Here is a 24,938-nt window from a genome sequence, read left to right as displayed (position 1 = left end):
TGCGTTCCCGCAACCCGGCGACGTGTCGCACCGGAGGCGGGGGGGGGGGGGTTGTGCGGTGGGTTGGGGGCCGGGGCGCTCAGTGCGCCAGGGCCGGTTCGCGGCGGGCCTGGGTGCGGGCCGCGTGGGAGCCGAGCAGGGTGATCGTGACGACGCCCAGGACCGCGAACAGTCCTAGTGCCACCGTCCCGGCCCACCCGCCTGCGTGGAAGGCGACCGCGCCGAGCGTGCTGCCCGCGCTGGAGCCGATGTAGTACGCGGACTGGTAGAGGGCGGAGGCCTGGGCGCGGCCCTGCTTCGCGGTGTGGCTGACCGACGAGGACGCCACCGCGTGGCCCGCGAAGAAGCCCGCGGTGATCAGCACCAGGCCGAGCAGGACGAGGGGGAGGGAGTCGACCAGGGAGAGGAGCAGGCCGGCGGTCGTGGTGCCGCCCGCCAGGTACAGGGAGCCGCGCCGGCCCAGGCGGGCGACCAGCCTGCCCGCCGTGGACGCCGACACCGTACCGACCAGGTACACCAGGAAGATCGAGCCGATGATGCCCTGCGGGAGGGAGAACGGGGCCTCGGTCAGGCGGTAGCCGATCACCGTGTAGACCCCGCCGAAGACCATCATGAACAGCGCGCCGATCGCGTACAGCCGGCGCAGCAGCGGGTTCGCGAGGTGGTCACGGACCGTACGGGCCAGCACCCGCGGCCGCAGCGAGCCGGGCGTGAAGTGCTTCGGCGCCGGCAGGAGCATACGGAAGGCGACCGCGCAGGCCACCGCGATGATCCCGATCGTGGCGACGGCCACCCGCCAGCCCCACTCCTGCGCCACCCAGCCGGTGATGACCCGGCCGCTCATCCCGCCGACGCTGTTGCCCGCCACGAAGAGGCCGATCGCCGTGATCAGGGCCTTGGGGCGGACCTCCTCCGCCAGATAGGCCGTCGCGGAGGCCGGAAGGCCCGCCAGCGCCGCGCCCTGCACCGCCCGCAGCGCGACCAGCGCGCCGATCGACGGGGCGAAGGGGACCAGGAGACCGACCGTCACCGCGACCGCCAGCGACGCCGTCATCAACGTACGCCGTCCGAACCGCTCCGACAGCGCGCTCATGGGGAGGACGAACAGTGCCAGCGCACCCGTCGCCGCGGACACCGTCCAGCTCGCCTCGCTCGCGCTGACCCCGAAGTCCGTGGAGACGAGCGGGAGGAGGGCCTGCGTGGAGTAGAGGAGCGCGAAGGTCGCCACGCCCGCGAGGAAGAGCGCGAAGCTCATGCGGCGGTAGCCGGGCCCACCCGGGGTGAGACGGGAGTCGACGGCGGCGGTGGAGGACGTGACGGTGGAGGTGGCGCCCACGGTGGTGAACGCCCCGGTACTGGCGGAAGGCATGCTTCGAAACTAAAGAGCCGCCGCTCATCCGTCCAATGCATGGAATCGTCATAATCGTTCCCATGGTGCATCAGCAAAGGTCACAGCCTCACCTGTCACCGTCCAGTGACACAGAAGACAGTGCGGGGATGTCGAGGCTGCTCGCCCCACGCCTCGCGTACTTCGCCGGGGTCGCCCGCACGGAGCACGTCACACGCGCCGCGCAGGAGATGCGGGTCCCCCAGTCGACCCTGTCGCGCGCCATGGTCCGGCTCGAACAGGACCTGGGCGTCGATCTGTTCGCGCGCCGGGGCCGCACGGTCTCCCTCACCCCCGCGGGCCGTACGTTCCTCTCCTCCGTCGAGCGGGCCCTCGCCGAGATCGAGCGCGCCGCCGAGGAGGTGCGCGCGGACGCCGACCCGGCCACCGGCAAGGTCGCGTTCGGCTTCCTGCACACCATGGGCTCGGAGACCGTCCCCGGCCTGATCCGCGCCTTCCGAGCCGACCACCCGCGAGTCCGCTTCAGCCTCGTCCAGAACTACGGCGAGGCGATGCTGGAGGGACTGCGCTCGGGCGAGCTGGACCTGTGCCTCACCTCGCCGGTGCCGGACGCGCCCGACCTGGTGGGCCGTCTCCTCGACGAGCAGAAGCTCCGGCTCGTGGTCCCGGCCGACCACCGCCTCGCCGCCCGCAAACGGATCCGTCTCGCCGAGGCCGCCGACGAGACCTTCGTGACCCTCGAACCCGGCTACGGCATGCGCCGCATCACCGACGATCTCTGCCAGGAGGCCGGCTTCAAGCCCCGCATCGCCTTCGAGGGCGAGGAGGCCGAGACCCTACGGGGCCTGGTGGCCGCCGGCCTCGGAGTCGCCCTCCTGCCCCCACCGGCCGTACCCCGCCCAGGAGTCGTCGAACTGACGGTCACGGCCCCGCGCGCGGTCCGCGAGATCGGGGTGGCCTGGCTGGACGGACACCCGGACACGCCACCGGTGGCGGCCTTCAAGAAGTTCCTGTTGTCGAGGAGGGGGCACCTGCTACCGGACTGAGGGGCGGACGCGCCCCGCTTCCAGGGGCGCGAGGCTCTGACATATGCGGCTCCGCCGCGTGGGCGCGACCAGCCCCCACGCACCCGCAGGCAACGAACAACCTAACGACGCAACGCCTTCCCGAAGCCGGAGGCGAGCGGCATCCGCAACCCCAACGGCGGCGGCGCCGCCAACGCGTCCTCCAGAGGGCGCGACACCCCGTGTCCGAACAACGCCCCCATCACGAAGTCCTGCGACAGCGCGTGCACTTCGGACCGGTACTGGTGCAACCCGTGCCCGTCGGAGTGGACCTCGAACCGGCAGATGTCCCGGTTGGACTTCTTCGCCCGTGCCGCGAGCCGGAAGGACAACTCCGGGTCGGTGCGTTCGTCGTTGGTGCCGTGCACGATCAGCACGCGCCGCCCGGCGAGCTGCTTCACCGGTTCGGGTGGCGCCGCCACGTCGTCCTCGGGCAGCCAGGGGGCGAGCGCCAGAACGGAGTTGACGGCGGTGTGCCCGGCGGCACGCAGCGCCGCCCGGCCTCCCATGCCCACACCGGCGAGGCACACCGGCACGTCCCCGTAGCGGCGTACGACCTCGTCGGCGGCCCAGGACGCGTCGTTCGCGAGATGCGCCTCGCTGCCGTTCCAGCCGCGGAAGCGGTAGTGCACGACATGGGCGGCCAGGCCTTCCGCGTGTCCCGCGCGCATGAGCCTGCGGCCGAGCGCGCGTACGGAGGCGGTCGCCAACATCGGGGACGGTCTGCGCGCGGAGACCTCGTCGCCGCCCGGGAGCAGCAGAACCACCCCGCTGACGGCCGTCGGCTCCGGGCCGATCGTCCTCCCCAGCCGGGCCCTGCGAACGGGCGTCGCTTGCTGTGCCATGACAGAACAGTGTCAGAAGTGACGGTGTACGCCACCCGTCCGCCTGGTCACCGTTACATATCGACGGACGGCTCGACAGGAGATCTACGCGCGTAGGGGCTACAGTGCGAAAATGACGAGCCAGATCCAGAACACCCCGAGCTCGGAACAGATCCGCCGGGCGCCCAAGGTCCTGCTGCACGATCACCTCGACGGGGGCCTGCGCCCCGGGACGATCGTGGAACTCGCCCAGGAGACCGGCTATTCCGGGCTCCCCGAGACCGACCCCGACAAACTCGGCGTCTGGTTCCGCGAGGCCGCCGACTCCGGGTCCCTGGAGCGGTACCTGGAGACCTTCGCCCACACCTGTGCCGTCATGCAGACGCGCGAGGCGCTGGTGCGGGTCGCCGCCGAGTGCGCCGAGGATCTCGCCGAGGACGGGGTCGTCTACGCCGAGGTGCGCTACGCGCCCGAGCAGCACCTGGAGACCGGGCTCACCCTCGAAGAGGTCGTCGAGGCCGTCAACGAGGGCTTCCGTGAGGGCGAACGGCGCGCCCGGGAGAGCGGCCACCGCATCCGGGTCGGCGCCCTGCTCACCGCCATGCGGCACGCGGCCCGTGCCCTGGAGATCGCCGAACTGGCCAACCGCTACCGCGACCTGGGCGTGGTGGGCTTCGACATCGCGGGTGCCGAGGCGGGCTTCCCGCCCACCCGTCACCTCGACGCCTTCGAGTACCTCAAGCGCGAGAACAACCACTTCACCATCCACGCCGGCGAGGCCTTCGGTCTCCCCTCCATCTGGCAGGCGCTCCAGTGGTGCGGTGCGGACCGGCTCGGCCACGGTGTGCGGATCATCGACGACATCCAGGTCGCGGCGGACGGCTCGGTGAAGCTCGGACGGCTGGCCTCGTACGTCCGTGACAAGCGCGTCCCGCTGGAACTGTGCCCCAGCTCCAACCTCCAGACCGGTGCCGCCGACTCCTACGCGGAGCACCCGATCGGTCTGCTGCGGCGCCTGCACTTCCGGGCGACCGTGAACACGGACAATCGGCTCATGTCGGGGACGAGCATGTCGCGCGAATTCGAGCACCTGGTCGAGGCGTTCGGTTATTCGCTCGACGATATGCAGTGGTTCTCTGTCAATGCTATGAAGTCAGCATTCATTCCTTTCGATGAACGACTGGCGATGATCAATGACGTGATCAAGCCTGGCTATGCAGAACTCAAATCCGAATGGCTGTTCCAGCAGACCGCCTCCACCAGCGGTTCCTTGGGGGAACAGGGCTGATCGAAGGAGCGAAAAGCAGCCGGGTCTTCACTTGTTCTCCATGAATCGGCTGCTTTTTTATGTTTGCGGAGGGTGGCTCTGCGTGTTTACGTTTTTGGACCGCTCACCCCGTCACACGGATCCAAGGACGCATTCAATATGAAGCAGTCTGCTGCCAAGACCCTCGGTGTCGCCGCTCTCGGTGCCGCATTCGCCGCCGTCGGCACGGGCGCCGCGAACGCCGCTCCGGCCGTGCCGGACGCCTCTCAGGCACTGGGCACCGTTACCCAGGCGCTGCCCGCGCAGAACGCCGCGGCGGCGCTCCCGGGTGCGGGGGAGGCGCTCACCCACGGGCAGGGCGCGCTCGGCGCGGGGGTGGCCGCGGCCCAGCCCGCCGTCGCGAAGGTCCTTGCCGACGGGCCGGCGGCACCGGTGGCCGGGCTGCTCGGGGGGCTGCCGCTGCAGGGCCTGCCGACGCACGGTCTGCCGGTGAACGGGCTGCCGCTCGGCTGACGCCTTCCGCTTGTTTCGGTCTTTCGCCTGTACGAACGCCGGTGGGGCGCATCCTGATGGGGGTGCGCCCCACCGGCGTGTCACGCCGTGAGTCCGGCCGGGGGTCACCAGGCCGTGCGGGCCTTGTCCTCGGAGGGGAACAGGATCCACAGCGCTATGTAGAGCAGGAACTGCGGGCCCGGGAGCAGGCAGGAGAGAACGAAGATCACGCGCATCGTGGTCGCGGAGGTGCCGAAGCGCCGCGCCAGCGCTGCGCACACTCCGCCGATCATGCGGCCGTTGGTGGGGCGGGCAAGGGCGGTCATGATGGCTCCTTCGTGAACCGTGGCGGGATGCCGGGGTGTTGGGACATCGAGGTCTTCTTCGAGGTCTCCGGCTTCGATGTCTTCAACGCTACGGTGACGAAGGGGGCGAAGCGTCGCTCTATGGGGCGATGCCGACCCTGGGAATCGTCGGGGTCCGACCCTGAGCCGTGTCCTCCCGGGGGAGGGCCGCGCGGCGCCGGGTCTCGGCCCGGCGGCGGAGCCCGACCCTGGCGGCCGGCACGATCGCGAGATGGGCCAGGGCGACGCCGACCGTGTTGAGCAGCAGGGAGTCGACGTCCACGACCTGGCCGGGAACGCCGGTCTGCAGCAGTTCGATGCCCATCGAGATCAGGGCGCCGGCGGCGACCGTGCGGACGAGGGAACCGAGCGGGGACGCCGTCAGCTTGCCGCCGGCCATGGGGAGCAGGACGCCGAGGGGGGCGAGCAGGCCGAGGCCCTCGCCCAACCGGCGGGCGGCTTCCGCCGGGCCCAGCGCGAGATCGGCCCTGATGCCGGCGAACGGGCGGAGATTTGCGGGACTCACCCAGGGGACGTCCAGGGGACGCAGGGTGAGCCAGGCGACGAGCGCGAGATGTGCGACGAGGAGGAGAGCTCCTGCCGCACGGACGCGGGTCACGGCGCTGCCGCCGCCTTCGCCTTGACGTTGCACGCCTCCCAAGACGCCGGGGTCGGCAGGATCGGTTCCGGGTTGTTGGTGAGCTTGGGGATGAGAGGTGAGGGATGCGCCACACGTACGGCGTGGAGCGGGAACCGGCTCGGCGTCCACGGGCCGTTCAGGCCGGCAAGACGGCTACGCGCCGGCGACCGCCGTGGACGGCGGGGACTTGGTGGTGGGGTTGGCGCGGACGTCGGTGGGGCACTCGTAGCTGCGCAGCGGAGTGGCGCCGGGGCCGCCGAGGATGACCGAACCGTCGTCCCGCGCGGCGGCGGAGTCGGAGAAGGTGCAGATGATCTGGGCGAGGGCGGCGGAGGTCAGGTCCTGGGGAGGGGTGCTGAGGCGGAGCGCGTCCTCGGGGTCCTTGGGCCGAGGCCCGCTCACCGTCATCCCGCCCCGCACGTCGGTCGTGTAGCCGGCCTGCTGCTCGGGCGTGGAGGGCGTCTCGGCGAGCTCGTCGAGGAGCCCCTGCGCCACCAGGACCCGCCGCGCCCGCTCCGCCGTACCGTCGGGAATCCGCACGGACCGGTCGACCGTGACCAGTTGCCCGGAGCAGATCAGGAAGACCTGGACCGGGACGCCACGGGAGGACTGGGTGGTGATGTCCTGGCCGGACAGCGCGCACGGGACCCGGGACGGCGCCGGGCCGAAGTCCGTCGGGACCTGGGTGGAGCGGATACCGCAGCCCGCGAGCAGGACGGTGAGGAGGGGGAGCGAGAGGAGGGCGAGAGGCGTCCGTCGGCGCCCGCCCCGGCCTCGTACCAAGGTCGTCATCCGGCGCTGCCCTCCATACCGTTCCCGTTCCGTCCGCGCTCGTCGTCGGCGAGCAGCTCCGACGCGTCCTGAGGGAGACGGAGCGTGAAGACGGCGCCCCCCTTGGGCGCGTTGGCCGCGGTGATCTCGCCGCCGTGGATGTGCGCGTTCTCCAGGGCGATGGACAGGCCCAGACCGCTGCCCTCGGAGCGGGGGCGGGAGGCGCTCGCCTTGTAGAAGCGGTCGAAGACGTGCGGGAGGACGTCCTCGGGGATGCCGGGCCCGTGGTCCTGGACCTCGATGAGAAGGTCGTCGGCCTCTTCCCGGACCGAGACACGGACCGGACTGCCGCCGTGCTTGAGCGCGTTGCCGATGAGGTTCGCGAGGATCACGTCCAGGCGGCGCGGGTCGAGGCGCGCCATGATGCCGCGCTCGGCGTCCAGGTCGACGGCGTCCAACCAGGCGCGCGCGTCTATGCACGCGGTGATCTGGTCGGCGATGTCCACGTAGTCGAGGACCAGCCGGGCGGTGCCCGCGTCGAAGCGGGTGACCTCCATAAGGTTCTCGACGAGGTCGTTGAGGCGGCGGGTCTCGCTGACGACCAGCCGGACGGCCGGTTCGATCATCGGGTCGACACTGCCGGTCTCCGCGTCGAGTTCCTCTTCCAGGATCTCCGTCACGGCGGTGATCGCGGTGAGCGGCGTACGGAGTTCGTGGGACATGTCCGCCACGAAGCGGCGGGACGCCTCCTCGCGGGCGCTCATGTCGTCCACGCGCTTCTCGAGGGACTCCGCGGTGTGGTTGAACGTACGCGAGAGGTCGGCGAGTTCGTCCGTACCCGAGACGCGCAGCCGGGTGTCGAGCTTGCCCTCGCCCAGACGGCGGGCCGCGATGCCGAGGCGGTGCACGGGCTTGAGGACCGTCGTCGCGGCGGCCTGGGCGAGCAGTGCCGAGCCGATCAGGGCCAGGCCGGTCGCGATGCCCAGTGACCAGGCCAGCGAGTTGAGGTCCTTGGCCTCGGGCTCCAGGGACTTGAGCATGTAGCCGGTCGTCGTCCCGCCGATCACCTTCGCGCCGCCCACCAGGTACGGCTTGTCGTGGTCGGTGATGCGCTGCCAGTACAGGTGATAGGCCGACTTGTTGTTCGAAGAGAGCGGCTGCTCCTTGTTCACGGCCTTCTGGAGGGACTTGGGTACGTCGTCCAGCGTGAAGGTGTCCAGCGCGGAGTTGCCGATGACCGTCTTGCCGTTGCCGTCCTGGGCGACGAGGAGCACGCTGAAGCGCTGGCTGCTGTTGGCCATCTGGCCCGCCGTGCGCTGCAGTTCGTCCTGCGCCGGGTGCACCGGCAGCATGCTCGCGTGGTTGCGCATCTCCTGCTGGAAGTCGCGCAGCACCGCGTCCTGCGTACGCGTCAGCACCGCCTCGCGGTTGAGCCAGTACGCGATGCCCGACGCCGAGACGGCGGCCGTGAGCGCGACGAGTCCGAACACCACGACCAGCCGCAGTCTCAGGCTCGTGAAGCGCAGACCCGCCAGGATCGCCCGGCGCGCCGCGGCCCAGCCGCGGAGCTCGTCGTGCGGTGGGGTCACTGAGGAGTGTCCAGTCGGTAGCCGACTCCGCGGACCGTACGGATCAGGGCGGGCGAGGACGGAACGTCCTCGATCTTCGCGCGCAGCCGCTGGACACACGCGTCCACCAGCCGCGAGTCGCCCAGGTAGTCGTGCTCCCACACCAGTCGCAGCAACTGCTGGCGGGACAGCGCCTGTCCGGGCCGGCGGCTCAGCTCCAGGAGCAGCCGCAGTTCGGTGGGCGTCAGCTGCAGATCCTCGCCGTTCTTGGTGACCGTCATGGCCGCACGGTCGATGACGAGGGAGCCGAACGTCGCCGAGTCGTTGGCCTCGCGCTCCCCGCGCCGCAGCACGGCCCTGATACGGGCGTCGAGCACCCGCCCCTGCACGGGCTTGACGACATAGTCGTCGGCGCCGGACTCGAGTCCGACCACGACGTCGATGTCGTCGCTGCGCGCGGTCAGCAGAATGATCGGCAGCTGGTCCGTGCGCCGGATGCGCCGGCACACCTCGAATCCGTCGATGCCGGGCAGCATCACGTCCAGCACGATCAGATCCGGCCGCTGCTCACGCAACAGCTTCAGACCGTCCTCGCCGGTGGCAGCGGTGGCCACCCGGTGTCCCTGGCGCGTCAAAGAGAGCTCCAGGGCCGTCCGGATGGCGTCGTCGTCCTCGATCAGCAACAGGGAAGGCACGAACGTCATTCTGGCCCATGGCGAGGGACTCTTTCGACAGTTGGAGCGCTCCCACTCATCTCTCGCACAGAACGGGGCGCCCGAAGGGCATCCGCGTAGCCGTACCGCTCTCCTCTGTGACCGCGCTGTGATCGTCCCGTGACGCGCCTGGGGAGGGGCCCTGTGACAGGTCTGTGACAGTCGGCGGACACGGCCATGAAGTGGCCCGGGCAAGCTTTTCGACACAAGCAAGAGAGCACGACGGCACGACAGCAACACAGCACGACGGAACGAACCGAAGAACCGGAACTCCACGACGGGGGGCGCGAGATGAACACGCTGCACAGCACCAGCACTAGCGCAGTTGTCACGCGGCTCCACGACGTCAGGGGTTCGGAGAAGTCCGGTGCCGTGAGCGGGCGGGGGTGCGCTCGCGGCACCGGGCGTCAGCACACCACGTACATGACGGTGGTTGACGCCTTCACGGGGGAGAACGGCGGTAACGGGGGAGCTCACGGGGGAGCCGCGTACAGGGAGGCCACGGGGGAACGTCGCTCGGTGTCGGAGGCGGAGTTCACCGCCTACGTCGAGGAGCGCCGCGCCTCCCTGTACGCAACCGCCTACCACCTGACCGGGGACCGCTTCGAGGCCGAGGACCTGCTGCAGAGCGCGCTGTTCTCGACGTACCGGGCCTGGGACCGGATCAGTGACAAGGCCGCGGTCGGGGGCTACCTCCGCCGCACCATGACCAATCTGCACATCAGCGCGTGGCGCCGCCGCAAGCTGAACGAGTACCCGACCGAGGAACTGCCGGAGACCGCCGGTGACACGGACGCGATGCGCGGCACCGAGCTGCGCGCCGTGCTGTGGCAGGCGCTGGCCCGGCTGCCCGAACTCCAGCGCACCATGCTGGTCCTTCGTTACTACGAGGGCCGCACGGACCCGGAGATCGCGGAGATCCTCGACATCAGTGTCGGCACGGTGAAGTCGAGCATCTGGCGGTCGCTGCGCCGGATGCGTGAGGACGAGGTCCTCAGCTTCGGCCGTGACGAGGAGGAGTCCTTCGGGGAGCTCGTCGCCTGAAGGTCTGTGGGGGAGCAGGCAACCGGTAGTACCGGTTGGTACGGGGGAGCAGTACCGGGGGGAAAACCAACGGGGTCGGGGGACCCCTGAGGAGCACGGGGGAAACGAGAAAAGGTCCGGGCGGACGGGGGGTTCGCCTGGGCCTCTTTTCGTGTGGTGGCTTCTCTCGGTGAGTGGCCTCTTCGCGTGACTTCGCGCAGGGCCCCCGACTACGCCGGTGTCGTGCAGCGTCCGGCGGCCGCCGCGGCCAGTCGGCCCAGGGCCTCGGCCTTGTCGCAGGGGTGGGCGCCCAGTGCGCTCTGCCGGGCCACGATCGAACGTTCGGTGCGCATCAGGCGCCAGCCGCGACGCAGCAGGAACGGGACCGACTTGCGGCCCTCCCGCAGATCCCGCAGGAAGCGGCGGCGGAACGTGGTCAGCGGGCCGCGCGACAGACACAGCGCGTCGGCCAGCATCCCCAGCTCCCGGCAGCGCTCGACGATCTCGGCGGCGAAGATGCCCTCCGCGATGAACAGCGGCGTCCGCTCGATGTGCAGCGCCTCCGCGCCGGTACGGGCGCTCTGCGCGATGTCGTAGACGGGGACGGTCGTACGTCCCGTACGGCACAGCTCCTCGATCGCCGCGACCGCGATGTCCGCGTCCCACGACTGCGGATGGTCCCAGTCGATGTCGGAGCTGCCCTCGACCTGGGGGAGCGTCGGGTCGGTGGCCTCTTTGTAGAAGTCGTCGAGGCGGAGCACGGGAAGTCCGGAGTCGGCCGCGAGAAGGGACTTTCCAGAGCCGGAGGGGCCGCAGAGCAGCACCACGCGGGTGGGTATCGGAGGATGGGAACCCAATTCTCTGTACCTTCTGTGACTCGGCCGGGCCACGCCGCGCTTCGGCAGGCCTCCGGAACATTATCCCGAAGGATTATCGCGGTTACGTCCGTATGTCTGTTGACCCGCACAGGGGAATCCGCCGCCATCGCCGCCCGGAAGGGCGTCCGGGTCAACTACTCTGCGTGCGAGTCCCGTTGCTCTCCGCCCGCATTCGTTACGTTCACCGAAGAGGACATCCGATGGCGCGACACGCACACCAGCAGACCCCCCTGGCCCGGACCACCGCGCGCATCGCCGTCGCGCTCGGGGTGGTCGCCGCCGGTGCGGCCGCCGCCGCGAGTCCGGCCGTCGCGGACACGGCCCCCGCCGTGGATCAGACGCGCGCCCAGCCCACCTCGCTGGGCAACCTCGACCCGCAGTCGGGCCTGGGGGTCGTGACCGGCTCGGTGGGATATGCCACCGGTCCGATCGCGGGCCTCAAGCCCAACCCGCTCGCCGGCACGGGGGCCGACCCGCTCGACAACGGGGTGGGCGCCCAGCTCGCGGACTTCAAGCCGCTGACCTCGCAGGCCCTGACGGGGCCGCTGGCGCAGGCGTCGTCGGTGGGGAGCGTGCCGGTGGTGGGACAGGCGCTGGGGTTGCTGGGGGGTTCGTGAGTCTCCCCGCGCCCCGAAACGGGGCGCGGGGAGCTGCTCAGTAGGACGAGCCGGAGGCGCCGAGCGCGCCCGTCGGGTGCCAGACCGTCTTCGTCTCCAGGAAGGCCGTCAGGCGCTCGATGCCGGGCGTCCGTGAATAATCCACAGCCTGTGGACGGACGACCCGCTTCAGGTTGTCGGCCGCGGCGATCTCCAGCTCCTTCGCCAGGACGTCGTCCGCGCCCGCGAGGTCGATCGCGTTGACGTCCTGGTGCGCGGCGAGGGGAGCGGCGATCTCCGCCGTCTTTCCGGAGAGGACGTTGACGACACCGCCCGGCAGGTCGGACGTGGCCAGCACCTCGCCCAGCGACAGCGCCGGGAGCGGGGACTTCTCGCTCGCGATCACGATCACCGTGTTGCCGGTCGCGATCACCGGGGCGATCACCGAGACCAGGCCCAGGAAGGACGACTCCTGGGGCGCCAGGACGGTGACGACGCCCGTCGGCTCCGGGGTGGACAGGTTGAAGAAGGGGCCCGCGACCGGGTTGCCGCCGCCCACCACCTGGGCGATCTTGTCGGTCCAGCCCGCGTACCAGACCCAGCGGTCGATCGCCGCGTCGACGACCGCGGCGGCCTTGGACTTCGACAGGCCCTCCGCGTCGGCGACCTCACGGACGAACTGGTCCTTGCGGCCCTCCAGCATCTCGGCGACGCGGTAGAGGATCTGACCGCGGTTGTACGCCGTCGCACCGGACCAGCCGCCGAACGCCTTACGGGCGGCGACCACCGCGTCACGGGCGTCCTTGCGGGAGGAGAGGGGCGCGTTGGCCAGCCACTTGCCCTTGGAGTCCGTCACCTCGTACACCCGGCCGCTCTCGGAACGCGGGAACTTCCCGCCCACGTACAGCTTGTAGGTCTTGAAGACGCTCAGTCGCTGCTGCTCGCTCTTGTCGGTCTTCTCAGACATCGAGGTACGCCTCCAGGCCGTGGCGACCGCCCTCGCGGCCGAAGCCCGACTCCTTGTAACCGCCGAACGGCGAGGTCGGGTCGAACTTGTTGAACGTGTTGGACCAGATGACGCCCGCGCGCAGCTTGCTCGCGACGGCGAGGATCCGGGAGCCCTTCTCGGTCCAGATGCCGGCGGAGAGGCCGTACTGGGAGTTGTTGGCCTTGGCGACGGCCTCGTCGGGGGTCCGGAAGGTGAGGACGGACAGGACGGGGCCGAAGATCTCGTCGCGCGCGATGGTGTGTGCCTGGGTGACGTTCGTGAAGAGCGTCGGGGCGAACCAGTAGCCGGAGGAGGGGAGTTCACAGGCCGGGGACCAGCGCTCGGCGCCCTCGGCCTCGCCCCGCTCGACGAGCGAGGTGATACGGGACAGCTGCTCGGCGGAGTTGATCGCGCCGATGTCCGTGTTCTTGTCCAGGGGGTCGCCGAGGCGGAGGGTGGACAGGCGGCGCTTGAGCGAGTCCAGCAGCTCGTCGTGGATCGACTCCTGGACGAGGAGACGGGAGCCCGCGCAGCAGACCTGGCCCTGGTTGAAGAAGATGCCGGTGACGACGCCCTCGACGGCCTGGTCGATGGGGGCGTCGTCGAAGACGATGTTCGCGCCCTTGCCGCCGAGTTCGAGGGTGACCTTCTTGTCCGTGCCCGCGACCTGGCGGGCGATCGCCTTGCCGACGGCGGTGGAGCCGGTGAAGGCCACCTTGTTCACGTCGGGGTGCTCGACGAGCGCGGCGCCCGCGTCGCCGTATCCCGGAAGGATGTTGACAACGCCCTTGGGCAGGCCCGCCTGGCGGCAGATGTCCGCGAAGAACAGGGCGGACAGGGGGGTCGTCTCGGCGGGCTTGAGGACGACGGTGTTACCGGTCGCCAGCGCCGGGGCGATCTTCCACGCCAGCATCAGGAGGGGGAAGTTCCAGGGGATGACCTGGCCCGCGACGCCCAGGGGGCGGGGGTTCGCGCCGAAGCCGGCGTGGTCGAGCTTGTCGGCCCAGCCCGCGTAGTAGAAGAAGTGCGCGGCGACCAGGGGGAGGTCGGCGTCGCGGGTCTCCTTGATCGGCTTGCCGTTGTCGAGGGTCTCCAGGACGGCGAGCTCGCGGCTGCGCTCCTGGATGATCCGGGCGATGCGGAAGAGGTACTTGGCGCGCTCGGAGCCCGGCAGGGCCGACCACTTCTCGAAGGCCCTGCGGGCGGCCTTCACGGCGCGGTCCACGTCCTCCGCGCCCGCCTGGGCGATCTCGGACAGGACCTCTTCGGAGGAGGGGGAGACGGTCTTGAAGACCTTGCCGTCCGCCGCCTCGGTGAACTCGCCGTCGATGAACAGGCCGTAGGAGGGGGCGATGTCGACGACGGAGCGTGACTCGGGCGCCGGTGCGTACTCGAAAGCGGATGCGGATGCGGATGCCATGGTGATCAGTCCACCGTCACGTAGTCGGGGCCGGAGTAGCGGCCGGTGGCCAGCTTCTGACGCTGCATCAGCAGGTCGTTCAGGAGCGAGGACGCGCCGAAGCGGAACCAGTGGTTGTCCAGCCAGTCCGCGCCCGCGGTCTCGTTCACCAGGACCAGGAACTTGATGGCGTCCTTGGTGGTGCGGATGCCGCCGGCGGGCTTCACGCCGACCTGGACGCCGGTCTGGGCGCAGAAGTCGCGGACCGCCTCCAGCATCAGGAGCGTGTTCGCCGGGGTCGCGTTGACGGCGACCTTGCCGGTCGAGGTCTTGATGAAGTCCGCGCCCGCCAGCATGCCGAGCCAGCTCGCGCGGCGGATGTTGTCGTACGTCGAGAGCTCGCCGGTCTCGAAGATGACCTTCAGGCGGGCGCTGCTCCCGCAGGCCTCCTTCACGGCGGTGATCTCGTCGTACACCTTCATGTACTTGCCCGCGAGGAACGCCCCGCGGTCGATGACCATGTCGATCTCGTCGGCGCCGGCGGCGACGGCGTCGCGTACGTCGGCGAGCTTCACGTCGAGGGCCACGCGGCCGGCCGGGAAGGCGGTGGCGACCGAGGCGACCTTCACGCCGGAGCCGGCGACGGCGTCCTTGGCGGTGGTCACCATGTCGGGGTACACACAGACGGCCGCGGTGGTGGGCGCCGTACGGTCCGTGGGGTCGGGGTGGACCGCCTTGGCGCCGAGCGCCCGGACCTTGCCGGGGGTGTCCGCGCCTTCCAGTGTCGTCAGGTCGACCATCGAGATGGCGAGGTCGATGGCGTACGCCTTCGCGGTCGTCTTGATGGAACGGGTGCCGAGCGAGGCGGCGCGCGCCTCCAGGCCGACCGTGTCGACGCCGGGGAGCCCGTGGAGGAAGCGGCGCAGCGTGCTGTCCGACGCGGTTACGTCGCCGAGTGCGGGTGCAGTGGTGGGCATGGTCACGAGCTGAGCATATCTACGCGCGTAGCGGCTGTACAGCCCCGGGGGTGGGTGTGGGGGAGCGCACGCCGGGCGGTTTCCGTCGGAGGGCTCGCCCTCGAACGCCGGGGGCGCTGAGGCATGCGGGAGTGCGGGGAACTGCGCGACCGGTCCCCGCCCGCCCGCAGCCGGGCGACCAGGAGTGGCCGGGGATTCGGGGCGCGGCCCCGCCCGGGTGCGGGGGCCGTGCGACCGGCTCCCATCGACCTGTGGGCAAGGCGCTCGGACCGGATGAGGTTCGGGGCGCGGCCTCGTCTCCGGGGGCGCGGGGAGCTGCGCGATCCGCCCTCCTCCACCCGCAGACGAACGAATCCCCGCCCGCCCGTGGCGACGCGGCGGCGTGGGGCGGGGGTGACGGAAGTGTTCAGGGGGCGTCGGGCAGAATCGGGGACATGACGACCCCGGATGACCAGCCCCCCGTGCCGGACGCCTCGCGACCCGAGTCGCAGGACCGGATCTACCGGTCGCACGCCGGTATCGCGGGCGGCGTACTGCTGCTCGCCATCACGGGCTGGCTCGGCATCGACGCGCTGGTCTCCGGTCACGGCCGCACCCCCTGGCTGGCACTCGCCGCGCTGATCCTCCTGGTCCCGCTGGTGGCCGCCTTCACCCTGCGCCCCGCCGTCTACGCCAACGAGGACCGGCTGCGCGTTCGTAACCCGTTCCGTGTCGTCGTGCTGCCCTGGAGCAAGGTCGCCTCACTGCGCTCCGGGTACTCCAACGAGGTGGTCGACGCCGAGGGCAACAAGTTCCAGCTCTGGGCGATCCCCGTCTCCCTGCGCGCCCGCAAGGCCGCGGCCCGACGGCAGGCGCGCAACGCCGCCGCGGACAGCAGCGGGCGCACCTCCTCGGTGGCGAGCGGGCCCACCCGTTCGCAGTCCGACCAGGTCATGGACGACCTGCGCGAACTCGCCGAGGCCAGGGCGGCCACGGAGGGCGCGCAGGGCGAGGTGAGCGTGCGGTGGGCGTACGAGGTCATGGGCCCCGCGCTCGCGGGGGCCGTGGTCCTGGCGATCCTGCTGGCGGTGGGGTGACGTCAGGGCGGTGCGGCGGCGGACCGGTGTCCGTCGTTGCGCAGGGCGGACCCTGACTCGTCGCCCCGTTCGGCGCCAGGCCGGCCCGTGTTCCGGGTCCCGTTCGGCATCAAACTGCCCGTGCTCCGGCCCCCGCACGCGGTCGGGCCGCCCGTGCCCCCGGTCCCGTACGCCGACAAGCTGTCCGCGTTCCGGCCCTCGCATGCCGTCAGGCCCCCCGCACGTGGTCAGGCCGCCCGTGCCCCCGGTCCCGTACGCCGACAAGCTGTCCGCGTTCCGGCTCCCGCACGCCGTCAGGCCCCCGTGCCCCCGGTCCCGTACGCCGTCAGGCCCTCGCGCCCCCGGTCCCGTACGTCGTCATGCCGCTCGTGCCCGCGGTTCCGTACGCGGTCAGGCCGCACGCGTTCCGGCCCTCGCCCGCCGTCATGCCCCCCCCGCGCCCCCGGTCCCGTACGCCCTCAGGCCCCCGCCCCCGGTCCCGTACGGCGCCGGGCCGCCTGTGAGGGGCCCGGCGTCGTACGGTCGGGGTCAGCGCACCACGTCGACGAAGGTGCCCGTCGACACCGCGGCCGCGGTGTCGGCCGTGGCGGCGTAGGACCAGCGGTAGGAGCCGTCTGTGTAGGCGCGGACGGTGGTGGAGAGGATGCCGCCGGCCGCGGTCGGCACGGTCTTGAGTGTGCAGTACGTGCTGCTGCCCTTCGGGCGGAACTGCAGGCTCACGGGCCGGCCGGCCTCGGCGCCGACGGACGTGCCGGTCGCCCAGTCCGCGTTGCGCACGCCGCCGGTGACGGTGAGGACGCGGCCCCACTTCACCGGCTTGGGGGTGGCGTCGACGGTCACCTGGCTGTCGCGCAGCACGCTGACGGTGACGGCGCTGTCCAGGAACACGGCGTCGCTGTCGGGAGCGATCGCGTAGGCGCTGAGGTGCCAGTCGCCGGCCAGCGAGTTGGTGGCCGGGGCGGTGCCGGGGGTCAGGGTGAAGGTCAGGGTGCAGGTGGTCGTGGTGGCGACCGTCGGACCGCAGGCCGCCGTCGAGGCCACGGTGCTGTCCGGGGTGCCGAAGGGGCCGTGGTAGAGCGTGGCGTTGACCTGCTGGAGACCGGACGGGTCGGTCGCGGTGACCTCGGCGGTGACGGTTCTCGCGCCGGTGCCGACCACGACGGGGTTGCCGTCGTTGACGACCACGCCGGTGATGTCGGTGTCGCCGAACCTCTCGTCCGCGTGCGCGGCCGGAACGGTGAGGGCGGACAGGGCGACGACGCCACACGCAGCGGCGACAGCTGAACTCATACGCATGCGAATTCCCCAATGTGAATGCCGCGGCCTGTCAATTTCACACCGGCAGGCCCGAATTGACGTGTGCAGCGTACTCGTTGCCATGGGATTTCGGAACGTTTGTATGAGGGCCGAGTGAAGTCGCTGATTTCCCCCCGAAGGGAATGCGCGCGAATATCGAGTGTGCCGTTTCCGTGGAAAGCCGAAGGGGAAATTCGGTTCAAATTTCAGCGGACCTGGAGGCCACCTACGTGTACCGCCCCTCTTCGTGGCGGGCCGGGAGGGCGGGCGCTCCGGGGGCGGCACCCCGCCGGCGCGTCGGTGAATTCGCCCGCTCTTGAGGTGACCTGATGGTCAACTGCATGAACGAGGGGCAACCTTCGCGTGAAATGTGTTTCACGTGTGGATCAAGTTTCTCTTTAGTCTCACTAATCTGCGTGTGCCGCATGACCGACGAATCCGCGTCGACTCATGCGGCTTCCTGATATGGGGATACAGGAGTGGGGATGGATGGCGGCAAGAATGGGGGGCGCGGCCGTACCGGGCACGCGCTGCCAAATAGATATAGGTGCAGATGGCACTTACTCGTGGCGGCTCACTGCCACGAACGGGCGGGTGATCGCCGTGGCCGCGAGGACGTACCGGAACTACGGCGAGTGCCGTGCGGCGTTCGAGCGCTTGTGTGCCGACATCGGGAAATTACCCGGCGCGGTGCACCACACCGCGGAAGGCAGTGGATGGGTCTGGCGGCTGCGTGACGGCACCGGCGGTGCCGTGGCCGTGTCCTCGCGTGCCTACGAGCGGCACTCGACGTGCCAGGCCGCCTATGAACGTTTCCGGGCTCTTCTGGCCGAGCTCGGGTCGGGTGGGGTGATTCCGTGGGACGACGCCGAGTGAGGGGACGACGCCGAGCGACGGGACGACCCCGGGCGAGCGGACGGGGCTGACGGCTCGACCACGCAGGTGAGGGGCTGGGGTGCGCCACAAGAGCGCACCCCAGCCCCTCACGCGTTCTTCTGTCGCCGCGTTCACGTCAACATCGGAAGTTGCCCCTCGGGGGCGTCTCGTTCACGTTCGTGTGTGCGTGCGTCCATCACGCGTCAGGAGTGTCGTCCCATGTGACAACGCGAATGTTTGAGCGAGCTGTGGCCCCGGCGGACGACCCGCCGAGACGCCTGCACCCCGACCGGGGGCTGCCCGACCGCGTGTTCAGGGGCGTCCTGCGTGGCGGCGGCGGGCTGGTCCTCGCGATCATGCTGCTGGTCGGCGGCTTCCTGACGTACCGGGCCTGGCAGGCGCTGTCGGTCGCGAAGTGGGACTTCGTCACCACCGAGGCGTGGGAGCCCGAAGGCGGGCACTTCGGCATCGCGGCCGTGCTCGTCGGAACGGTGCTGATCGCCATGGTCGCCATCGTGTTCGCCGTACCGCTGGCACTCGGCACCGCGCTCTACATCTCCGAGTACGCGCCGCCGCGGATCCGCCAGACCCTCATCAGCGTCGTGGACCTGATGGCGGCCGTGCCGTCGGTCGTCTACGGCCTGTGGGGCCTGTTCTTCTTCCAGGGGCACGTGGTCACGGTGTCCCGCTGGATCTCGACCTACTTCGGCTGGATCCCCCTTTTCAAGGTCGACGGCGCCGATCCGAAGGACCCCCTGGCCACCGCGACGGTCTACACCTCCTCCACCTTCATCGCGGGCATGGTCGTGTCCCTGATGGTCGCGCCGATCATCTGCTCGGTGGTGCGGGAGGTCTTCTCGCAGGCTCCGGTCGGCGAGCGGGAGGGCGCGTACGCGCTCGGCGCCAACCGCTGGGGCATGATCCGCAGCGTCGTCCTGCCCTTCGGCAAGGGCGGCATGATCGGCGGCACCATGCTGGGCCTGGGCCGGGCACTCGGCGAGACCATCGCCGTGTACCTGATCATCTCGCCGGTGTTCGTGATCCAGCCGCACATCCTGCAGAACGGCACCAGCTCGGTCTCGTCCCTGATCGCCCTGCGCTACGGCGAGGCGAGCCCCATGGGCATGTCGGCGCTGATGGCCGCAGGCCTCGCGCTCTTCCTGATGACCCTCGTGGTCAACTTCGCCGCTTCGTCGATCGTCGCCCGCAGCCGTTCCGGCGCGACGAGCGACTCCTGAGGAGACCGAGTCCGATGACCGTCACCGCTCCACAGAGCCCGCCCGGCGACCAGGGGCAGGGGGCCGATCCGAGCCCCGCGGGTCCGCCGGAAGCGCCGTCCCCGGCCCCGGCCACCCACCTGCCAGGACGCCGGCCCGGCGGGAGTTCAACGCGCGGAGACTCGCGCCGGAACCTCTCCACGCTGCGCGCCACCGACGTGTACGCCATGGTCGGCGCCGGCGCCGCGTCCCTCGCCCTCACCTGGCTGATCTTCGACCGGCTGCTGCCCTTCAACGGCGCCCTGGGCTTCGTCGTCATCGCCTACGCGCTCTTCATCGGCCTGTACGCGCTGCTGGTCTCCTTCGACGAGGACGGTCCCGCGGTCCGTGACCGGGTGGCCGCCGCGATCGTCCAGAGCCTCGGCCTGGTGATGCTGACCGTGCTGGCCTTCGTGGTCGTCTACACCCTCTACGAGGGGCGCGAGGCGCTGCCGCACCTGAACTTCTACACCCAGTCGATGGCCGACGCGGGTCCGCTGGAGCCCCTCAGCGTCGGCGGCATCGCGCACGCCATCGTCGGCACGCTGTGGCAGATCTCCATCGCCCTGGTGATCTGCATACCGACCGGGCTGGTGTGCGCGGTCTTCCTCAACGAGGTCCCGGGCGCCTTCAGCCGGTTCGTCCGCACCATCGTCGAGGCGATGACAGCGTTGCCATCCATCGTGGCCGGCCTGTTCATCTACGCGACCTTCATCCTGAGCCTCGGTTTCGGCCAGTCCGGCCTCGCCGCCGGGCTGGCGATCTCCGTGATGATGCTGCCGATCATCATCCGCGCGGCGGACGTGGTGATCCGGCTGGTCCCCGGCACGCTGCGCGAGGCGTCCTACGCGCTCGGCACCTCACGGTGGCGCACGGTCTGGCACGTGGTGCTCCCCACCTCGCGGTCCGGGCTGACCACGGCGGTCATCCTGGGCACCGCGCGCGGCGTGGGCGAGACCTCGCCGGTCCTGCTGACCGCCGGTTTCACCCAGGAGCTCAACACCAACCCGCTCCACGACCCGATGGTGTCGTTGCCGCTGGCGGCCTTCAAGCTCGTCGAGTCCCCCGAGCCCACCTACATCGCCCGCGGCTTCGGCACCGCGGCGGTGCTTCTGGTGCTGGTGCTCGTCCTGTTCGTCGCGGCCCGCGTCGTCGGCGGCCGTGGGCCGGGCAAGCTGACCCGCCGCCAGGAACACCGCCGGGTCAGGGCGTCCCGCCGTGACGCGCAGCGCTTCGACGTGTACGCAACCGCCGGCCGGCCGTCGGCCGGCCCCGCCTCGACCAGTCCCGCATCGACGAGGAGCACCCCGTGATATCCGCACCCGTCCGTCGTCCGCGCAGCGTGCGCGTGTACCAGGCGCTGGCGCTGGTCGTCGCACTGGTCTGCGCGCTCATGGCCGTACATCCGCCAGGTGCCTTCGCGGTCACCTACGTGAAGATCAGTGGCTCCGGCTCGACATGGAGCGCCAACGCCATCGAGCAGTGGCGACGCAACGTACGTCAGCAGGGCATGACCGTGAACTACGCGTCGGTGGGCTCGTCGGTGGGACGTACCCAGTTCGCGAACGGCACGTCCGACTTCGGTGTGTCCGAGATCCCCTACGGCCTCAAGGAGTTCGGTACGACCGACACTCCGCCGCAGCGCAAGTACGCCTACATGCCGATCGTGGCCGGCGGTACGTCGTTCATGTACAACCTGAAGATCGGCGGCAACAAGGTCACCAACCTGCGGCTCTCCGGGGAGGTCCTCAGCAAGATCTTCACCGGCAAGCTCACGATGTGGAACGCGCCGGAGATCAAGGCGGACAACCCCAAGCTGGCCCTCCCGGCCCGCCGTATCGTCCCGGTCATCCGCTCCGACGGCTCCGGTACCACCGCGCAGTTCACCCTGTGGATGTCCAAGCAGTACGGCACCCTGTGGGACGACTACTGCCGTCGGGCGGGCAAACCCACGCCGTGCGGTCTGACGTCGTACTTCCCGAACATCCCCGGCTCGGGCTTCGTCGCCCAGTCCGGCTCGCTCGGCGTCGCGGGTTACACCAAGCAGCCCCAGGCCGAGGGCGCCATCACCTACGTCGAGTACTCCTACGCCAGGAACGCGGGCTTCCCGGTCGTCAAGGTCCTCAACAAGTCCGGGTACTACGTCGAGCCGACCGCCTCCAGTGTGGCCGTCGCCCTGACCCAGGCACAGATCAACAACGACTCGCGGTCCGCGAACTACCTCACCCAGAACCTGGACGGGGTCTACACGTACGGCGACCGGCGCACCTACCCGCTGTCCAGCTACAGCTACATGATCGTCCCGACCAAGGAGGAGATGGGGTTCACCAAGGCCAAGGGCGCCACCCTGAGCGCGTTCGACAACTACTTCCTCTGCGAGGGCCAGCAACTGGCCGACCGGCTCGGTTACTCGCCGCTGCCGATCAACCTCGTGCAGGCGGCCATGGAGCAGGTGCGCAAGATCCCAGGCGCCGTGACGGACAGCATCAACATCAAGAACTGCAACAACCCGACGTTCTCCAGTGACGGGAAGAACCTCCTGGCCCAGAACGCCCCGTATCCCGCGGCGTGCGACAAGCAGGGTGCGGACCAGTGCGCCACCGGCACCGGCGGCGCCAAGCAGCCCACCTCGCCGAGCGGCTCCGGTACGTCCGGCGGCAGTTCGGGCTCGGGCGGCTCCGGTACGTCCGGCGGCTCGGGCGCGTCCGGCGGTTCCGGTTCGACGGGCGGCTCGGGCGCGACGGGAACGGCCGGTACCACCGGCGGCAGCGGTACGGCGGGCAGCACCGGCGGTACGGGCGGGACGACGGGAGGCAGCGTCGTCGACCCCGACACCGGCCAGGTGCTCAGCGGCAACGGAGGCACCGGCGACACCTCGGTCGCCGCCAGTCCTGTCTCCCTCGGCGTCGGCGACGCCCTCGGTCTGCGCACCGCGCTGATGGCACTGTCGGCCGTGCTCCTGATCGGCGTGGTCGTCGGGCCACCCCTGATCGGGCGCATGATGTCCCACCGCGCCCGCCGCAAGGGGGGTGTGGCATGACCGCCATCACCGCCGTGTCCCGGTCTCGGCGGCGTGTCGTCGCCGCCGTGAGCGCGCTGCTGGCCGCGCTGGTCCTGGCCCTGCTCCCGCTGCCGTCCGCCACCCCGTCCGCCGCGGCGGCGGACGGCACGGGGGAGGACTCCGCGGTCACGGTGACGGGGAAGCAGGGCAAGTACGACGACTTCTCCAAGCTGAAGGTGACCGTCCACCAGACGAAGAACCTGCGGTCGCAGGGCGTGCGGGTCACCTGGCAAGGCGGGGCGCCGACGATCGACGGGCAGAACGCCGCCGTCAACTTCCTGCAGATCATGCAGTGTTGGGGTGACGATCCGGCCGGGCCCGAGCGTGATCAGTGCGTCTTCGGCGGCGACGGCTCGATACTCGGGGCCGGAAACGGCCGACTGGTCGGCACCGATCCGGGGGAGACCCAGTACCCCGGTGGCTTCGTCCCGTTCCGCCCGGTCGGTGACCTGCCCCCCACCAAGTCCTCCCACGACTTCACCTACTTCGGTCCGCTGGACACCAACGAGCAGCGGTTCGCCAGAACCTATGCCGACGGCGCGGGCGAGGTGACCTTCGAGGCGCAGGACGGCATCCAGGCGTCCCACCTGGGCTGCGGCATGAACACGGCCCCTGCCGCGAGTGACCCCGTTCCGCGGCACTGCTGGCTGGTCGTCGTCCCGCGCGGCACGCACGACGCGGACGGCACCGAGATCACCAAACCGAACCAGTCGGGCAATTCACTGCAGAGCTCGCCGCTGTCCGCGACGAACTGGGCTCAGCGGATGGTCGTCCGTCTGGACTTCCAGCCGGTCGACGCGTTCTGTCCGGAGGGCCAGCCGGAGCTGCCCACGGTCGGCTCCGAACTGATGACGGACGCCGTCACTTCCTGGCAGCCGAAGCTGTGCTCGTCGACGGGGAGCACGTTCGCCTTCACACAGGGCGGCGAGGAGGAGGCCAGGGGCCAGGTCCTGAGCACGTCGGCCGACGCGCCCCTGCTGGGCTTCACCGTCGACCCGGTCGCCCGGCCGGAGGACGGATCCAAGGTCGTGCACGCGCCGGTGGCGGTGTCCGGACTCGCCATCGCCTTCTTCATAGAAGGTCCCTCTGGCGTGGTACAGGGAATGAAACTGAATCCGCGGCTCGTGGCGAAGATGCTCACTCATTCCTATGTGGAAGACGTGACGCTGGGCGCCACCCCTGATTATCTGAAAGGGAACAGCGCTTCCCTCGTCGAGGATCCGGAATTCAAGGAATTGAATCCTGGATTCCCTCAGCTGAGCAATCACCAGCTGAGGAGCCTCATGGTCCCGCTGCAGTCCTCCGACATGACGCGGATCGTCTGGAACTGGCTCCAGTCGGACACGGACGCCCGGGGCTTCCTCTCCGGGACGAAGGACCGGTGGGGGATGCGGGTGAATCGCTATTTCCAGGACCTGAAGCTGGCGGAGAACACCACGCTGACCGACTACCCCAAGGTGGACCCGACGACGACGCCGGCCCTCGGCAACGGGACACCCCCTCTCAGCTACGCGATCACCGACCTGGACCCGTACACGGCCGACCTGCACGACGGGGCCGTACGAACCCGCCGGGGCAACAACACCCGCACCATCCAGTGGCAGTCGGGGGACACCGCCCAGTCGCCGGCCAAGCTCATCAACGACGCGCCCATGTCGGGCCAGCGTGCCGTGATGGCGATCGTCGACGCCGCGTCGGCGGAGCGTTACGGGTTGACGACCGCGGCGCTGCGCAACGCGGACGGCAACTTCGTGAAGCCCTCGGCCGCCTCGCTCACGGCCGACGTCGCGACCATGCGGCCGTCGTCCGCAGACGCCTCGGTGCTCAAGCCCGACCCGGCGCGCGCCAAGGGGCAGGCGTATCCGCTGACGGCCGTCGCCTACGCCGCGGCCTCGCTGAACCAGGACGCGAAGGCCCGCAAGGCGTACGCCCAGTTCATCAGGTACGTCGCGGGATCGGGCCAGACGCCCGGCGTGTCGGCGGGCCAGCTGCCCTTCGGCTACGCGCCCCTGCCGGCTCAGCAGCGTCTGCAGGCCCGGACCGCCGCCGACGCCCTGGAGCGCGGTGAGACCGCGACCAGCCCTGCGTCCGACGGGTCGAACCAGGGTGCCTCGGGAGGGTCCGGATCCGGAGCCGGCGCCGGAGGGACCGCCTCCGGCGGGGGCACCGGCGGAGCGTCCGCGGGCGGAACGGGCGGCGGCGCCACCCCCTCGGCCTCGGACTCCGCCGCAGCCGTGAACGGCTCCGCGCCACCCTCCTCAGGGCCGCAGCAGAATGTCGCGGAAGCCAAGGCGGGATTCACCCCCGGAGAGATCCTGGGAGTTATTCGCTGGATTCTTCTCGTCGTCCTGTTCCTGGGCGGAGCGGCAGGACTTTCGGGTCCAATAATGCTGCATTTCGCGCAGCGTCGGACTCCCTAGGAGACACCTAGGAAGCCTGCCCTTAACCTTTCTCTCACGGGGAATTGGTTGGTCACCGCGC

General features: G+C 70.3%; 23 protein-coding genes. 11 read left to right on the top strand and 12 right to left on the bottom strand.

The window, feature by feature from the left end; all coding sequences use genetic code 11:
- Positions 1 to 79 precede the first annotated feature (79 nt).
- Positions 80 to 1,369, bottom strand: a complete 1,290-nt coding sequence (locus tag ACZ7M2_RS10215) for an MFS transporter (protein WP_471594878.1) — start codon at positions 1,367 to 1,369, stop codon at positions 80 to 82.
- Between the two features lie 62 nt (positions 1,370 to 1,431).
- On the opposite strand from ACZ7M2_RS10215, the gene ACZ7M2_RS10210 reads away from it, so the two are divergent.
- Positions 1,432 to 2,394, top strand: coding sequence for a LysR family transcriptional regulator (locus ACZ7M2_RS10210; protein ID WP_471594877.1), 963 nt, complete (start codon positions 1,432 to 1,434; stop codon positions 2,392 to 2,394).
- Between the two features lie 101 nt (positions 2,395 to 2,495).
- On the opposite strand, the gene ACZ7M2_RS10205 is transcribed toward ACZ7M2_RS10210, so the two are convergent.
- On the bottom strand, positions 2,496 to 3,257 hold the full coding sequence (locus ACZ7M2_RS10205; protein ID WP_471594876.1) for a dienelactone hydrolase family protein: 762 nt from the start codon (positions 3,255 to 3,257) through the stop codon (positions 2,496 to 2,498).
- A gap of 112 nt (positions 3,258 to 3,369) precedes the next feature.
- On the opposite strand from ACZ7M2_RS10205, the gene ACZ7M2_RS10200 reads away from it, so the two are divergent.
- Entirely contained in the window at positions 3,370 to 4,524 is a 1,155-nt protein-coding gene (locus tag ACZ7M2_RS10200; protein WP_471594875.1) for an adenosine deaminase, read from the top strand.
- A gap of 138 nt (positions 4,525 to 4,662) precedes the next feature.
- Positions 4,663 to 5,016, top strand: a complete 354-nt coding sequence (locus ACZ7M2_RS10195) for an ATP-binding protein (RefSeq protein ID WP_471594874.1) — start codon at positions 4,663 to 4,665, stop codon at positions 5,014 to 5,016.
- A 104-nt stretch (positions 5,017 to 5,120) separates the two neighbouring features.
- On the opposite strand, the gene ACZ7M2_RS10190 is transcribed toward ACZ7M2_RS10195, so the two are convergent.
- The 5 genes from ACZ7M2_RS10190 to afsQ1 form a co-directional block, all read right to left on the bottom strand.
- The gene (locus ACZ7M2_RS10190) at positions 5,121 to 5,321 is read right to left on the bottom strand and encodes a PspC domain-containing protein (RefSeq protein WP_054233643.1); all 201 of its coding nucleotides are present in this window, start codon (positions 5,319 to 5,321) and stop codon (positions 5,121 to 5,123) included.
- A gap of 118 nt (positions 5,322 to 5,439) precedes the next feature.
- A complete protein-coding gene (locus ACZ7M2_RS10185) occupies positions 5,440 to 5,991 on the bottom strand; it encodes a VanZ family protein (protein WP_471594873.1) in 552 nt (183 codons plus the stop codon).
- Between the two features lie 141 nt (positions 5,992 to 6,132).
- A complete protein-coding gene (locus ACZ7M2_RS10180; RefSeq protein ID WP_471594872.1) occupies positions 6,133 to 6,771 on the bottom strand; it encodes a hypothetical protein in 639 nt (212 codons plus the stop codon).
- Positions 6,768 to 8,339, bottom strand: a complete 1,572-nt coding sequence (locus ACZ7M2_RS10175; RefSeq protein WP_471594871.1) for an ATP-binding protein — start codon at positions 8,337 to 8,339, stop codon at positions 6,768 to 6,770. Before ACZ7M2_RS10175 ends, ACZ7M2_RS10180 begins: the two co-directional genes overlap by 4 nt.
- A complete protein-coding gene (gene afsQ1, locus ACZ7M2_RS10170; protein WP_352049150.1) occupies positions 8,336 to 9,013 on the bottom strand; it encodes a two-component system response regulator AfsQ1 in 678 nt (225 codons plus the stop codon). The genes ACZ7M2_RS10175 and afsQ1 overlap by 4 nt, the downstream gene beginning before the upstream one ends.
- Before the next feature lie 309 nt (positions 9,014 to 9,322).
- Between afsQ1 and ACZ7M2_RS10165 the strand changes: the two genes are divergently transcribed.
- Positions 9,323 to 10,075, top strand: a complete 753-nt coding sequence (locus ACZ7M2_RS10165) for a SigE family RNA polymerase sigma factor (RefSeq protein WP_471594870.1) — start codon at positions 9,323 to 9,325, stop codon at positions 10,073 to 10,075.
- Positions 10,076 to 10,284: 209 nt separating this feature from the next.
- On the opposite strand, the gene ACZ7M2_RS10160 is transcribed toward ACZ7M2_RS10165, so the two are convergent.
- A complete protein-coding gene (locus ACZ7M2_RS10160; protein WP_403689825.1) occupies positions 10,285 to 10,911 on the bottom strand; it encodes a uridine kinase family protein in 627 nt (208 codons plus the stop codon).
- Between the two features lie 221 nt (positions 10,912 to 11,132).
- Here ACZ7M2_RS10160 and ACZ7M2_RS10155 point away from each other — a divergent pair, with 221 nt between their 5' ends.
- Positions 11,133 to 11,549, top strand: coding sequence for a hypothetical protein (locus ACZ7M2_RS10155; RefSeq protein WP_471594869.1), 417 nt, complete (start codon positions 11,133 to 11,135; stop codon positions 11,547 to 11,549).
- A 37-nt stretch (positions 11,550 to 11,586) separates the two neighbouring features.
- Here the strand turns inward: ACZ7M2_RS10155 and ACZ7M2_RS10150 are convergent, their stop codons facing one another.
- From ACZ7M2_RS10150 to deoC, 3 genes are read right to left on the bottom strand one after another with little or no spacing between them, the layout of a single operon-like run.
- Complete coding sequence (locus ACZ7M2_RS10150) at positions 11,587 to 12,495, bottom strand: aldehyde dehydrogenase family protein (protein ID WP_471594868.1); 909 nt, start codon at positions 12,493 to 12,495, stop codon at positions 11,587 to 11,589.
- Complete coding sequence (locus ACZ7M2_RS10145) at positions 12,488 to 13,936, bottom strand: aldehyde dehydrogenase family protein (protein ID WP_471594867.1); 1,449 nt, start codon at positions 13,934 to 13,936, stop codon at positions 12,488 to 12,490. The genes ACZ7M2_RS10150 and ACZ7M2_RS10145 overlap by 8 nt, the downstream gene beginning before the upstream one ends.
- Positions 13,937 to 13,941: 5 nt before the next feature.
- Positions 13,942 to 14,892: a deoxyribose-phosphate aldolase gene (deoC, locus tag ACZ7M2_RS10140; RefSeq protein ID WP_471594866.1), complete on the bottom strand. Its 951-nt coding sequence runs from the start codon at positions 14,890 to 14,892 to the stop codon at positions 13,942 to 13,944.
- A gap of 434 nt (positions 14,893 to 15,326) precedes the next feature.
- Here deoC and ACZ7M2_RS10135 point away from each other — a divergent pair, with 434 nt between their 5' ends.
- Entirely contained in the window at positions 15,327 to 15,968 is a 642-nt protein-coding gene (locus ACZ7M2_RS10135; RefSeq protein ID WP_471594865.1) for a PH domain-containing protein, read from the top strand.
- A 528-nt stretch (positions 15,969 to 16,496) separates the two neighbouring features.
- On the opposite strand, the gene ACZ7M2_RS10130 is transcribed toward ACZ7M2_RS10135, so the two are convergent.
- Complete coding sequence (locus ACZ7M2_RS10130; RefSeq protein WP_471594864.1) at positions 16,497 to 17,258, bottom strand: calcium-binding protein; 762 nt, start codon at positions 17,256 to 17,258, stop codon at positions 16,497 to 16,499.
- Positions 17,259 to 17,858: 600 nt separating this feature from the next.
- On the opposite strand from ACZ7M2_RS10130, the gene ACZ7M2_RS10125 reads away from it, so the two are divergent.
- From ACZ7M2_RS10125 to ACZ7M2_RS10105, 5 genes are all read left to right on the top strand, one after another.
- A complete protein-coding gene (locus ACZ7M2_RS10125; RefSeq protein ID WP_352049157.1) occupies positions 17,859 to 18,140 on the top strand; it encodes a hypothetical protein in 282 nt (93 codons plus the stop codon).
- Positions 18,141 to 18,373: 233 nt separating this feature from the next.
- Positions 18,374 to 19,378: a phosphate ABC transporter permease subunit PstC gene (gene pstC, locus ACZ7M2_RS10120; RefSeq protein WP_470050908.1), complete on the top strand. Its 1,005-nt coding sequence runs from the start codon at positions 18,374 to 18,376 to the stop codon at positions 19,376 to 19,378.
- A gap of 14 nt (positions 19,379 to 19,392) precedes the next feature.
- On the top strand, positions 19,393 to 20,709 hold the full coding sequence (pstA, locus tag ACZ7M2_RS10115) for a phosphate ABC transporter permease PstA (RefSeq protein WP_471594863.1): 1,317 nt from the start codon (positions 19,393 to 19,395) through the stop codon (positions 20,707 to 20,709).
- Positions 20,706 to 22,436, top strand: a complete 1,731-nt coding sequence (gene pstS, locus ACZ7M2_RS10110) for a phosphate ABC transporter substrate-binding protein PstS (protein ID WP_471594862.1) — start codon at positions 20,706 to 20,708, stop codon at positions 22,434 to 22,436. The genes pstA and pstS overlap by 4 nt, the downstream gene beginning before the upstream one ends.
- Positions 22,433 to 24,877 (top strand): hypothetical protein, encoded by a 2,445-nt coding sequence (locus ACZ7M2_RS10105; protein WP_471594861.1) that lies wholly within the window; start codon positions 22,433 to 22,435, stop codon positions 24,875 to 24,877. The genes pstS and ACZ7M2_RS10105 overlap by 4 nt, the downstream gene beginning before the upstream one ends.
- Positions 24,878 to 24,938: the final 61 nt, after the last annotated feature.

The organism is Streptomyces sp. NPDC111507, from assembly GCF_055638955.1.
The sequence above is the reverse complement of the archived record's forward strand: the minus strand, read 5'-3'. Positions and strand labels throughout refer to the sequence as shown.